Origin of the sequence: Enterococcus ratti, assembly GCF_001886195.1 — a bacterium.
Lineage (GTDB): Bacteria > Bacillota > Bacilli > Lactobacillales > Enterococcaceae > Enterococcus_B > Enterococcus_B ratti.
This window is the reverse complement of record NZ_JXLB01000015.1, coordinates 1-12812: the sequence shown is the minus strand read 5'-3', so window position 1 is coordinate 12812 and position 12812 is coordinate 1. Positions and strand designations below refer to the sequence as shown.

The following is a 12812-nucleotide window of genomic DNA, read 5'->3' as shown; positions in this document are numbered from 1 at the left end:
GTGAGACTTGCCTCTTTCTTTTTATTATGATTCGTGATCCGTCGGCAAATTATCTATAGGATCTTCTACTTGTTCTATAAATACCTTCCGCGGTTTACTACCTTCGGATGGTCCAACAACGCCATGTGCTTCTAGTTCATCTACTAAGCGTGCTGCGCGATTATAACCAATTCTAAACCTACGTTGCAATAATGAAATACTTGCTGTTTGCATTTCAATCACCAATGCTTTGGCTTCTTCAAATAGTTCATCTTGTGGTTGTTCCACTGAACCAGTTGAGTCAGCTTCATCCGTTGGCATCATTTTTTCTTCATAATGAGCTTCTTGCTGGTCGGTTACAAAATTTACCACTCTTTCTACTTCATGATCGGAAATAAAAGCGCCTTGTACCCGTATTGGTTTATTTTCTCCCATTGGCAAGAAAAGCATATCTCCACGACCTAAAAGCTTTTCTGCTCCATTGGTATCAATAATCGTTCGTGAATCCGTTCCGCTAGATACTGCAAATGCCATTCGAGAAGGAACGTTTGCTTTAATAATTCCTGTGATAACATCCACACTTGGCCTTTGAGTGGCTAAAATCATATGAATCCCAGCTGCACGTGCCATTTGCGCTAAACGAATGATGGCATCTTCTACTTCGTTGCTTGCAACCATCATTAAGTCGGCTAGCTCGTCAACAATTACAATAATAAATGGTAAAGTAGGATGCTTTGTTCCATTTTCTAAATTTTTTTGTTGAATCCATTCATTATAGCCGGCGATGTTTCTAACACCAGTTGCAGCAAACTTTTCATAACGTTCTTCCATTTCTTGAACAACTTTTTGTAAAGCCTGTGCCGCTTTTCTTGGGTTAGTGACAACCGGTGTTAGAAGATGAGGAATCCCATTGTACATATTTAATTCAACCATTTTAGGGTCAATCATCATTAATTTGACTTCATGGGGTTTCGCCCGCATCAAAATACTTGTAATGATCCCGTTTATCGCCACCGATTTTCCGCTACCCGTTGAACCGGCTACAAGTAAATGCGGCATCTTTGAAAGATCCGCCGTTTGCACTCGTCCAGAAACGTCTCGTCCTAAAGGCACCTCTAGTAATTTATCTGGATGATTGGGTTGGGCTTCAATAATCTCTCTGAATGAAACCATACTGATTTTACTATTTGGCACTTCAATCCCAATCAGTGATTTTCCCGGAATTGGCGCTTCCATCCGCACATCTTTGGCAGCTAATGCTAAAGCAATGTCATCTGTTAAACTAACAATTTTACTTACTTTAACTCCTACAGCTGGCTGGACTTCAAATTTTGTCACAGATGGACCTAAACTTGCTTTGACTACTTTCGCTTCTACACCAAAACTTTGAAAAGTTTTTTCTAAGACGCCAATATTTTTTTCAATTTTTTTATACTCATCACTTTGATCGGTTGTTTTTACGGAATCAAGTAAATCAATTGCTGGTAGTACATAATCTTGATTTTCTTGTTCTGCCTGAATTTCAAACTCTAATGATGTTCCATCATCTTCTACTTCATCTACCGATAAATCTGACGTAGCAGGCGCTGGAATTGGAGATTCTTCCTTTTGTAAGAAAGTTGAAGAAGATGAGACAGTTCCTTGAAAACTATCAATCGGCACGATATTTAATGGTTCTAATTTTTCTTCTGCTATTTTTTCTTGATAAGAAAGTGTCCGTTCTTCTTTCCGTTTAGCTAATCGACGTTTTTCAAGTTCAGAAATTTCAGCTTCAGCAGCTGCTATTGCTGCTTGTTTTTTCTCTTCTCGTGCTTTGACACGCTGTTGTCGGCGTTCTGCTCTTGCCGCTTGCTTTTTCGCTTGCTTTTCAGGATCTCCTTCCAACAACTCTTGAAGGCGTTCCCCTATTGTTTGCAAGCCATTTACCAGCTGGTATCCTTCTATGTTGCTAAAAACAACTGCCCCGCTTAACAATAATAAAATAGCGGCGAAATAACTACCGGGTTGAGCAATCAAGAAATAAGTCAAATGATATAACGTTGCGCCAACCATCCCACCGCCAACATTATTTTCCACTTGGCTTTGCTTAATGTCGCTTGCTAACAAGTCCCAAGTTGTCCCTAGAATATTCGGTTCACCGCTATGGAGTTTTCCAAAAAGATGAGCATGTAAAAGTAAGAGTAGTCCTAAATAAAAGAGTAGACCGCCCAACCATCGACGACTTTTTCCTATTTTAAATTCGGTATTTTTGACAACAATCGCCAAGCCCAACATAGCTAGTAAAAAGCAGAGAACTTGGTACGTATTGCCAGCAATTATCCGAAAACCATTTGCAACTAAAGTACCTAAAAAACCTAATTTTAAAAAGCCGAAAATAGCAAATAGTACTAAAACAAAGCCGATACTGATCGTAAAAAGCTGTTCCTGCTGTTGCTGCTGCTTTTTCGTCTTTTTCTTTTTCTTCGCAGGACGTTTTTTCTTCGCCATTTTTATCCCTCATTTCATCAAATTCCATTATACAAAAAAAAGTGAGCGAACAAAAGTTTTGTTTTTAAAGTTTTGTTCTCCACAGTCATAAAAATGTAAGCTGGTAAAAACGATTCTAAATATACTAGCCATCTAATCATGCGAAGAAAAACAAAAAAATAAACTAAAACTTTACAAAAAGTTAAACAACTCTTGAAAATTTTAGTTTACTTATTAAATTTTTATCTTTCATCGCTTTGCTACTTCATTTAATTTTTAAGCAAGCTAAGTTTGCATTTTCGTATTTTTTATGGAGTCTTTTTAAAGATTCGTCCCGTTTTCTTTAATTAGTTGTTGATACCAATAATAGCTGTCTTTCTTGTAACGATTAAGAGAACCTTTTTGTGTTTCATCTTGATCTACATATACAAAACCATAACGTTTTTGATAACCATTTAACCAGCTTAGTAAATCTGTATACGACCACGTACAATATCCGAGTACGTTCGCACCGTCAGAAATTGCTTCTTTGATTGCTTTGACATGATTAGAAAGGTAGGTGATACGATAGTCATCATGAATTTTCTTTTCGGGTGTCAGTTGATCGTATTCTCCTAACCCGTTTTCGGTAATCAATACAGGCGTACGATAGCGACTAGTAATTCGTCTTAGCGCAATTCTGAGCCCTTCTGGATCAATTTCCCAATCCCAATTGGTCCGTTCTACAAAAGGATTTTCAACTTTTTTATACATACCGGGAACGCCAGTTTCTTCTGAAGAACCTTTTTTTCCGGTTGTATTCATTTTTCCTGCTCCAACACCATCGAAAGGATTAAAAGCATTAGTAGACGTTTGATAATAATTAATACCTAAAAAGTCCGGTTTAGCTGATTCAAGTAATTCGACATCCCCTTCTTCTATTTTTGGTGCCCAACCATGTTCTTCTAAAAAATTCATTGCAGCAACCGGATATTTTCCCCACATGTACACGTCCAGCCAATAATGAGCCAACAAATCTTCGGCATTTTCTGCTGCTAGTATGTTTTTTGGGTCACTGTTGATCGGATAATTTGGTGTATAAGCAAAACTTGGACCAATTTTTCCCGGCATTGCTAGTTCATGAAATTTATTAATTACTGCGGCATTGGCTAAATTAGCAATGTGATTTACTTGATACATCCGTTTAGGATTCGTTACACCTGGGGGATGAGCAGCTAACAAATAACCTAATGAGGTGAAAATATTTTGTTCATTTAAACTAACCCAATAATGAACTTTTCCACGAAAAGCATTGAATAAGGTTTCGGCGTAGTGGGTGAAGTCTTCAATAATTTGACGCGATTCCCAGCCAGCGTATTCTTCTTGTAAGGCTTGTGGCAAGTCCCAATGGTATAAAGTTACTATTGGTTCGATATCATTTTTGATCAATTCATCAATTAGTTCTTGATAAAAATCTAAGCCGGCTTGATTGATTTTCCCACGTCCATTAGGAAAGATACGCGTCCATGCTACAGAAAAACGATAGGCTTTTAACCCTTGCTCTTTCATTAAAGCAATGTCTTCTTTAAAACGATGGTAATGATCGACAGCTAAATCCCCATTTGTTCCTTTAAATGTTTTACCGGGAATACGTACAAAACGATCCCAGATTGATTCACCTTTACCGTCTTCTTGCCATGCTCCTTCTACTTGGTAAGCAGCAGATGCTGATCCCCATAAGAAATCATTAGGAAATTCCGTTAATTTTTGATGTTCCATTTCTTTCTTCCTTTCTTGCGTTACTCCTCACTAAAATAGAATAACACGAAACCCCTTTCAACACAAAAGGAGACTTCGAAAAAATGATTTATGAAAACTCTTTTTCACTGAAACACCTTCACTTAGCTAAATGAGCGGCATTCATCCTATATCTATAGGAGAAAAATGGCTTCTACCTACTTTAGTTCAAAAAGGTTTTCCAAAATTGTATAGAAAAAAACACCTTGAAGAATCTTTTTCCTTTCATTTTCACTGATTACTTCTTGGGCGTAACGTCTTCGCCAAACCATTTAGTTGAGATTTTTTGAAATTCACCTGTCTTTTCTAATTGCGCTATTCCTTCATTTATTTTTTTGACTAATTCATTATCATTTTTACGTACACCGACAACGAAATTTTCGCTTTGATAATTTCCCGTTGTCATGTTAAATTCTGCTAATTCATGTCTTTGTTTCAAATAATAACCAGCGTATACTTTATCCATCAATAATCCATCGATTCGTCCACTTTTCAAGTCAATCAGTGCTTCATTAAAGCTATCATATAAAACTGCCTCTTGATTTTTTACAGTGTCTTTTAACACTTTGGGTTGCTTGATAAACACGTCATAACCGGAAGAACCATTTTGAGCTCCTAGTAATTTTCCTTTCATTTGAGGAAAACTTTTAATTTTTGACTTTTTAGGGGTAATTAACACTTGCTCATTTTTCATGTAAGGTTTGGTGAATTGAACTTTCCTAGCTCTTTCTGCTGTTTTTGAATAACCGTTCCAGATAAGATCAATCGTCCCGTTAGTTAATTCAAACTCTTTCATTGACCAATCGATCGGTTGAAAAACCACATTTATCCCATATTCTTTAAACACTGCTGACGCAAGATCAATGTCAAATCCAGTTAAGTTGCCTTCTTTGTCACGAAATCCCATTGGTACGAAGGTATCATCTAAGCCAATAATTATTTTTTTTCTTCTTTGATAGTGGTCCAATTGTCTTTATTGCTCTTTTCGTTTCTGCAACCGGAAAGAAAAAAGATTCCTGCAAAAATAGCAAGGAACAAACGTATTCTTCGCATTACTGTCCCTCCTTTTTATTTATTGGGCATGACTTTTACTAATTGATCCCCCACGTTTTCGGCAAAAATAAGATCATGGGTCACAATGATTTGAGTTACGCCTTTTGTTTTCAATGATTCAATCAAGCGTTCTACTTGTTGCCGCAGTTCAGGATCTAATGCACTTGTCGGTTCATCATATGCCAATATCCGTGGATTCATTGCAAGTGCCCGTGCAATCGCTACTCGTTGTTTTTGTCCGCCAGATAATTGATAGGGATAGTTCGCGAGCAAATCGCTAATACCAAGCGAAGTCGCTAATTCTTTTGCTCTTGTCGTATAAGTTTCTTTTGATTGCTTCAAGACTATTTTTGGTGCTAAAGTAATGTTATCATAAACACTTAAGTGCGGAAAAAGTTGAAAATCTTGAAAAACTATACCGACTACTTGTTCATTTGTCTTTAATTTTGTTGGATCAAATGACAAATCATCTAAATAAAAGTCTCCACTATCTGCTTTTTCTAACCCTGCTAAAATTCTTAAAAGAGTGGTTTTACCACCGCCCGAAGGACCGACTATTGCGATAGTTTGTCCTTGCGGAATAACCAAATCCAATTCTTTAATGACTTTTTTCTCACCGAATGCCTTGCTTATTTTTTTTAATTCCATCATACTCGTTCCTCCTAGCGGTAATAAGTTAGTTTTCCTTCCACTTGTTTCATGATTAGTGTTAAAATACCCGTTAACGCTAAATAAATAAAAGCTACACCAAGCAGGGGCAGCAGCGTGGCGTCACGTTCCATAGCAATCTTACCTGCACGCATCACATCTCCTAACCCTAAGATATAGATTAAAGAAGAATCTTTCACTAAATTAATGATCTCATTTCCGACTGATGGCAAAACAATTTTTGTCACTTGTGGAATCACAATTTTAATGACTGTCTGTAAAGAACTCAATTGTAAAACTTGTGCCGCTTCATATTGTCCTTTTGGAATCGATTGGATACCGCCACGGAAGATTTCCGCAAAATAAGCAGCATAATTTAAAATAAAAGCAAGTAGTGCCGCTTCAAAACGATCAAATACAATGCCAATCGTCGGCAACCCATAAAAAATAAAAATTAACTGTAATAATAAAGGGGTTCCTCGTATGATCCAAACGTACGTTTGCAAGAAATAACGAATTGGTTTAAAGCGTATAGCTAAACCTAACGCAAAAATCATTCCTAATGGCAACGAGCCAACTAAAGTAAAAACAAACAATTTCAAGGTCGTGAGAGCTCCTACCAATAGTTGCGGCATAACGCTTATTAAATCATTCATTCCTTTTCCTCCTCATTAATAAATAAAAAAATCCACTTGACTCTCGTCAAGAGGACGTATACTACGTGATTCCACCTCTATTTGTTTCTTTTTCACAAAAGAAACCTCATGCAGTCATTCTTAGCAAAAAAACCAGCTAAAAACGAATTATCTTTTAGTTGCCGAATGATTCGTGAAACCCAAAAAACGTCCTTTGATCTTTTGATCAAAGGACGTAAATAACGTGGTTCCACCTTTTTTTGTCAATTCCTCACGGAAATTAACCTCATCTGGTCATCCAACAATGACCGCAGCTGTAACGGGCTTCCCGGATTTTCCTACTATGTTTCAGAAAACCGACTCCAAGATGTGTTTCACTAGTAAGTGTTGCCTCTTTTCACCTGCCAGAGACTCTCTTAAAACCATTACTCGCTACTCTTCTTTTCGATGTCGTCTATTTTAACTTACGTGTAATTTACATGATTATTTTTTATTTGTCAACTATTTTTTATGTTAAACTAAAGAAAACGAAAGGAAATGATTGGAACATGGCTGTTACAGCTGAAAAAGAAGCTTATAAGTTGCTGGAAGTCCTAAACATTTCTTATCAAAAGGTAGAACATCCAGCCATTACTTCAGTGAGGAATCTATCTTTTTCTCTTCCGGGACCGCAGGTGAAAAATCTTTTAGTAAAGGCAAAAAAAGGGAAGCGAGCTTATTTAATTATTTTACCTGACGAAAAACAAGCAAATTTAAAACAGCTGGCCAAGCACTTAAAAGAAAGGCGCTTATCTTTTCTTTCAAAAGAGCAGCTTTATGAATTACTAGGCGTGGCTCCCGGTACGGTGACACCCCTTGCCTTGATGCACGATCAGGAAAAACGCATCCAACGTAGTAATTGATGTTGCGATTGATCAAAATGACACAGTGGGGGTTCACCCAAACAGCAATACTTCGACCTTAATCTTGCAATTTTCAGATTTCATCAAACTCTTAAACTATCTAGATCATTCACCGATATATGAGGAATTATAATTAGAAAAACACAGCCCAAAAAATTGTCTATTTGATTAGCTGAAATGAAGGAGCTTTGGTTCTCAAACTTTTGGCAACATTCTAGATTTTCCAAAAAATACTATTTTTGACTTTCTGTCTGCTCAGATTTTAAACATAAAAATAGTAAGATTCAAAACTTCGAAACACCCGCTAAAAAATGCGTAAATTCGTTCTCAATTTTTGTATGGGTTTATTTAATAAAACGACTTTAAACAAAGCGAGATTTACGACGTTTTCTTGTGCATTTGTTTACATTTTCAATCCTCTCTTTCGCTTATGATCGCTTTTAAACAAAGCACGCACGCATTGTTTGATTTTTCAATCGAAATTTGCGCGCATGTCAGTTTCTTTTAGTCTTTTTATTTTTTCATTGCGGCTTTTAAAGCTGCGGCTAATGGACTTTCCTCTGGTTCTTCGGCTTGGGAATATTTTTTTAGCAAGCGACGTTCTTCATGCTTTGTCATCTTTTTCTTTTGTGCGTTTTTATCTAACATTTTTTCTGTGGTTCCATCATATTTACAACGGAAATACGCTCCGCTTTTTCCTTCAATAATCTCCATTTTTTTATGGCATTGTGGACAACGGTGATTGGAAAGTTTTGGCTCTTTTCTTCTACGATAGGTACACGCTTGATTGGTGCAAAGATAAATTTTTCCATCACGTGTATTTTTTTCTCGTAAATTTGCCCCGCATTCCGGACATTTTTTTTGCGTAATTGAAAAATCTTTATATTCTTGTTTACTCGTTTTAATTTCTTGTACTAAACGTTTTGTCTCTTTTTCAATTCCTTTTAGAAAATAATGGGCCTGTTTTTTTCCGGCTGCAATAGCCTCTAAATCTTTTTCCCAGCTTTCTGTCAGATCTGGCGTAACAAGTGAAGGATTCACTAATTCTAACAGTTGCTTTCCTTTTGGTGAAACTTGCAAGCCTTGAGGTGCCCGTTCCATTAGTTCTGATTTGATCAATTTTTCAATGATTTCTGCACGAGTCGCCGGTGTTCCCAAACTGTGTTTTTCCATTTGTCCTAAAAGACTGGCTTCAGTTAATGGCTTAGGCGGCGTAGTGAGTTCTTTTTTGATCGTAAAGTTGGGTTGAATACGCATGCCTTTTGCCCAATTTATCTCATTGGATTCACTTTGATTATTTTTTTTCCAGCCGGCTTGCAGTACGTGTGTTTGATGAAAAACAAACTGCTCTTTTTCAAAGGTTACAGTAACTTTGATTTGACGAATTTTATGCGGTGCAGCAAATAACCCCAAAAATCGAGTAACGATCATCTGATAAATTTTTTGTTCTTCGTTGCTTAATTTTTCATAACGTGGACGATTTTCAGTCGGTAACAACGCGTGATGATCGGTTACTTTGTTGTCTTGAAATACTTTGGTTTGACGAACCAGCGCTCCATTTTTTAAGTATTGTTTCACTTCTGGAGCAAAGTCGCTTACTGCCTGTAATCGTTCTTTCATTGTGCTTTTCATATCAGTTGTCAAATATTTACTATCCGTTCGTGGATAAGTCACAATTTTATGTGTTTCATACAAGCTTTGAACAAATCCTAATGTTTGTTTAGCTGAATAGCCATAACGTTGATTGGCTTCTCGTTGAATTTCAGTTAAATCATAAGGCAAAGGAGCGGCTTCTATTTTTGTATTTTCTTGAATTGCTGTCACACTTCCCTTGCTCTTCATTAAACGTTGAACCAGCGCTTGCGCTTCTTCATGAGTCGTTAAAGCAAATTGATTTTTTTGTACCATTTTTGCCTGCTCATTTTGTACTTCTAGCAAAATTGAAAAATAAGTTTTCGGTTTAAATGTCTCAATCTTACGCTCTTGCTTTCTGACTAAAGCCAAAGTCGGTGTTTGAACCCGCCCGGCTGATAGATTATCTTGATACTTGATCGTCAATGCACGCGTGACGTTTAGCCCTACTAGCCAGTCGGCTTTTGCTCTAGCCAATGCTGAATGATAAAGTGCGTCGTATTCTTTAGCTGGTTTTAATTGTTTAAAACCTAACTTAATTGCTTTATCCGTTTGAGAAGAAATCCATAACCTTTTGACTGGTTTATGAAAATGAACGTATTCTAAAATCCAGCGTGCGACTAATTCTCCTTCTCTACCTGCGTCTGTGGCAATCACGGCTTCTGAAATGTCTTTACGTTGCGCTAATTGTTTGATTGCTTTTAGTTGATGACCTGTTTTTGGTAATGGCTTGATTCCCAAATCTTTAGGAATCATTGGTAAAGTATCCATTTGCCAGTTTTGCCATTCTTTCTTTAAATCTTCAGGCATTTTTAACCCTAACAAATGACCAAGGGCCCAAGTAACAATCACTTTAGGTCCTTCATAATAACTTTTATGTTTTTGATTAGCACCAAGCACCTTGCTTAGGTCTTTCGCAACGCTTGGTTTTTCCGCTAGAATTAGTTGTTTCATAAAATTCCTTTCTGCTTTTTAAAGTAATTGGCTGATGATTTTGTAACAAGGCTAGTCCCTTATATTGTTGCAAGTCATCGTCGCATTCTTCACACCAACGCTCATCTCCGTCATTCCAAAAGGCACTTAGAAAGTTGCTTTTTGCATTGATATACTCGTATTGATCTTTGATGGTTAGCCATTTTTGTTCATAATCGGCTTGCGCTTCTTCGAAGGAATCAAACGTTTCTTCCATTTCAATATCTTCTTCCCAGTTTTCAAAAAACCACCAAGGCTCATTATCCCCAAACATCGTCACTACTTGATACATCTTACTCGTACTCCTTCTCTTTGCTTTTCCTAGAATCATCTTAGTCACTTTTCAAACAAGTTGCAAGAAATTTCTCTTATAAAAGGGTCATTTTATGAATGAATCCCTTTTGAAGAAAAATGTTCGTTTACTTACTAGGCAATGTAGCAATAAAGTCATTGATCATCCAAGAATAACTGTCTTCTGGAGACACATTGGATTCTTTTGTAAAATAGCCTAAAAATCGTAAAGAGAGATATCCATGAATCATACTTCGTAGCTCTCTGCTTCGATGGGTTTTCTCTTTTTTCGTTAAATCAAAAGATTCAAATAATTGGAGAATAATTTGGTTCGTTTCATAGATGCCTTCCAACAAAATTTCTTCTTTCGTATGCGGAACACTAATCAGCAATTCATAAACAGATTGGTTCGCCAAAGCAAAAGATTGATAAATTTGTGCATATATACGTAAAGCTTCCGCCCCACTTTTTCCTACTAATGAATACCGCAATTCATCATTTAGTTCTTGCAATAATTTTGCCGTCAACGCAGTTTTTACTTCACGTATATTTTTGAAATGATTATATAGTGAAGGCGATTTAACATTTAAGTGTTTCGCCAGATGTTGAAAAGTGACTTGTTGAACATCCATCTCTTCTGCTAATTCACGAAGGCAAGCAATAATTTTTTCTTGAGATAGATTTCTTTTTTTCATTTCATTATTCCCCTTGTCAATTCACTGCTTCACCTGATTAGTTTACCATGAAAAACCAATAGAAAAAAGGGGGACCGTTGATAAACTACACTTTGTAGTTTATAATAACAAGTATAAATGAAAACTTTCAGAAAGAAGGATATCCCATTGACCACACAGATAAAAGAAAAACTATTTAGAAAACGAGCAACTTGGGAGCAAAATTTATTTGTCCTATGGTTTGGAACATTTATGGCAGGCATCGGTTTTAGCTTAGTAATGCCATTTATGTCCTTATACATAGATACATTAGGAAACTACAACACATCTCAATTGAATTTCTGGAGCGGACTAACTTTTTCTTCGACCTTTTTAGTAACTACGTTAATTTCTCCTTGGTGGGGGAAACTTGCAGACCAAAAAGGTAGAAAACTAATGCTTTTGCGTTCTTCTTTGGGAATGGCCCTAGTGATTTCATTGATGGGATGTGTAACAAGCGTGCATCAGCTCGTTGCACTTCGGTTATTGCAAGGTATTTTTTCTGGATACATTAGTAACGCAACTGCACTGGTCGCTACAGGTACACCAAAAGAAAAAAGTGGTCAAGTTCTAGGCACCTTGGCAACTGGTTCAGTCACAGGAACTTTACTTGGTCCATTACTTGGCGGAATTTCTGCTTCTGCTTTTGGGTTTCGTCCAACTTTCTTTATTACCGGCATCATTTTATTTCTCGTCTTTTTGCTTAGCCTCTTTTTCGTTCATGAAACATTTGTTCCTATAAAAAAAGAAAACATGGCTTCCGCAAAGCAAATCTTTAAAGAATTACCTTACCCGCATGTCGTCATTGGTATGTTTGTCACTACTATGATCATTCAAGCGTCGAATAACTCGATCAGTCCAATCATCAGTCTATACATTCGCCAACTGCTACATGGTCATGGAAATGTAACGCTAATCAGTGGCATCGTAGCTTCCATTCCCGGAATTGCCACGTTGATTGCTGCTCCGCGCTTTGGTCGTCTAGGTGATAAAATTGGTAGTGAGCGGATTTTAGCTATCGGGTTAGGATTTGCTATTTTAGTTTACATCCCCATGGCTTTTGTTACGAATGTTTGGGAACTTGCTATTCTTCGTTTCTTGATTGGTATTTCTGATGCCTGTCTTCTGCCAGCCGTTCAAGCATTAATCACCAAATATTCTCCTCAACAAGCAGCCGGACGCATCTTTAGCTACAACCAATCTTTTCAAGCAACCGGTAACGTTGTAGGACCAATGATTGGTTCGAGTGTTTCCAGCGTATTTGGGTATCGCAGCGTTTTTCTTTCTACCTCTTTTCTCGTATTAGTAAACTTCTTATTGGTTCGTCACAACACACAAGAAATCCACGCAAACGAGAAAAAACAAGAAGAAATAACATCAACACTTATTTCTCGTCATCATCTTACAAAATAAACTAAAAAATTGTAAATTTGCTACTTTAAGAAAAAAGTAATAAAGCGAAAGACAGCTTTTTTAGTGAATTCTTTGGCATCCATAAACCGTTTTTATTATAAAAAAGAGCGTGAGATAAAATNTAAGCCGAAATTCACAAAAATTTGAAAAGTAAGTTTCGTGAATTCCTTCTTATTTCTCGGAGTTAAGCACTTCTGCGAACACTTTGATAAAGATCAAATTCAGGGAGTAGTTTTGTTTGTTCAATCAGTTGTTTGGCTAAGCGTTCTTTTACCTGTACAAGCTTAACTGTTGAGCGTAGTAGCACACTTTCTGTACCTGAATACTTGTTT

Annotated in this window: 7 protein-coding genes, 4 pseudogenes and 1 other annotated feature; of the genes and pseudogenes, 2 read left to right on the top strand and 9 right to left on the bottom strand. The window is 36.9% G+C overall.

What is annotated here, in order from left to right; all coding sequences use genetic code 11:
• Window positions 1-24: 24 nt before the first annotated feature.
• The 6 genes and pseudogenes from RV14_RS13045 to RV14_RS08135 form a co-directional block, all read right to left on the bottom strand.
• A pseudogene (locus tag RV14_RS13045) lies at window positions 25-1533 on the bottom strand (DNA translocase FtsK); the annotation flags it as partial.
• A gap of 191 nt (window positions 1534-1724) precedes the next feature.
• Window positions 1725-2466 (bottom strand): annotated as a pseudogene (locus tag RV14_RS13040) (cell division protein FtsK); the annotation flags it as partial.
• Between the two features lie 300 nt (window positions 2467-2766).
• The gene (locus RV14_RS08150; RefSeq protein ID WP_071855782.1) at window positions 2767-4203 is read right to left on the bottom strand and encodes a glycoside hydrolase family 1 protein; all 1437 of its coding nucleotides are present in this window, start codon (window positions 4201-4203) and stop codon (window positions 2767-2769) included.
• A gap of 256 nt (window positions 4204-4459) precedes the next feature.
• A pseudogene (locus tag RV14_RS08145) lies at window positions 4460-5274 on the bottom strand (amino acid ABC transporter substrate-binding protein).
• A gap of 15 nt (window positions 5275-5289) precedes the next feature.
• Complete coding sequence (locus RV14_RS08140) at window positions 5290-5925, bottom strand: amino acid ABC transporter ATP-binding protein (protein WP_071855781.1); 636 nt, start codon at window positions 5923-5925, stop codon at window positions 5290-5292.
• Window positions 5926-5936: 11 nt separating this feature from the next.
• Entirely contained in the window at window positions 5937-6578 is a 642-nt protein-coding gene (locus RV14_RS08135) for an amino acid ABC transporter permease (RefSeq protein ID WP_071855780.1), read from the bottom strand.
• A gap of 205 nt (window positions 6579-6783) precedes the next feature.
• Window positions 6784-7014 (bottom strand) — a binding site (T-box leader).
• 91 nt (window positions 7015-7105) lie between these two features.
• Here RV14_RS08135 and RV14_RS08125 point away from each other — a divergent pair.
• Window positions 7106-7592, top strand: a pseudogene (locus RV14_RS08125) (prolyl-tRNA synthetase associated domain-containing protein).
• A 380-nt stretch (window positions 7593-7972) separates the two neighbouring features.
• On the opposite strand, the gene RV14_RS08120 reads toward RV14_RS08125, so the two are convergent.
• From RV14_RS08120 to RV14_RS08110, 3 genes are all read right to left on the bottom strand, one after another.
• Window positions 7973-10045 (bottom strand): DNA topoisomerase 3, encoded by a 2073-nt coding sequence (locus tag RV14_RS08120; RefSeq protein ID WP_071855779.1) that lies wholly within the window; start codon window positions 10043-10045, stop codon window positions 7973-7975.
• The gene (locus tag RV14_RS08115; RefSeq protein WP_071855778.1) at window positions 9978-10355 is read right to left on the bottom strand and encodes a DUF1033 family protein; all 378 of its coding nucleotides are present in this window, start codon (window positions 10353-10355) and stop codon (window positions 9978-9980) included. The genes RV14_RS08120 and RV14_RS08115 overlap by 68 nt, the downstream gene beginning before the upstream one ends.
• A 127-nt stretch (window positions 10356-10482) precedes the next feature.
• Window positions 10483-11049, bottom strand: a complete 567-nt coding sequence (locus tag RV14_RS08110; protein ID WP_071855777.1) for a TetR/AcrR family transcriptional regulator — start codon at window positions 11047-11049, stop codon at window positions 10483-10485.
• A gap of 147 nt (window positions 11050-11196) precedes the next feature.
• On the opposite strand from RV14_RS08110, the gene RV14_RS08105 reads away from it, so the two are divergent.
• Window positions 11197-12480: a multidrug efflux MFS transporter gene (locus tag RV14_RS08105; protein WP_071855776.1), complete on the top strand. Its 1284-nt coding sequence runs from the start codon at window positions 11197-11199 to the stop codon at window positions 12478-12480.
• Window positions 12481-12812 lie beyond the last annotated feature (332 nt).

Excerpts from the sequence above, each read along its gene's own strand:
- RV14_RS08150 (WP_071855782.1), bottom strand. The coding sequence starts at position 4,203 with ATGGAACATCAAAAATTAACGGAATTTCCTAATGATTTCTTATGGGGA.
- RV14_RS08140 (WP_071855781.1), bottom strand. The coding sequence starts at position 5,925 with ATGATGGAATTAAAAAAAATAAGCAAGGCATTCGGTGAGAAAAAAGTC.
- RV14_RS08135 (WP_071855780.1), bottom strand. The coding sequence starts at position 6,578 with ATGAATGATTTAATAAGCGTTATGCCGCAACTATTGGTAGGAGCTCTC.
- RV14_RS08120 (WP_071855779.1), bottom strand. The coding sequence starts at position 10,045 with ATGAAACAACTAATTCTAGCGGAAAAACCAAGCGTTGCGAAAGACCTA.
- RV14_RS08115 (WP_071855778.1), bottom strand. The coding sequence starts at position 10,355 with ATGTATCAAGTAGTGACGATGTTTGGGGATAATGAGCCTTGGTGGTTT.
- RV14_RS08110 (WP_071855777.1), bottom strand. The coding sequence starts at position 11,049 with ATGAAAAAAAGAAATCTATCTCAAGAAAAAATTATTGCTTGCCTTCGT.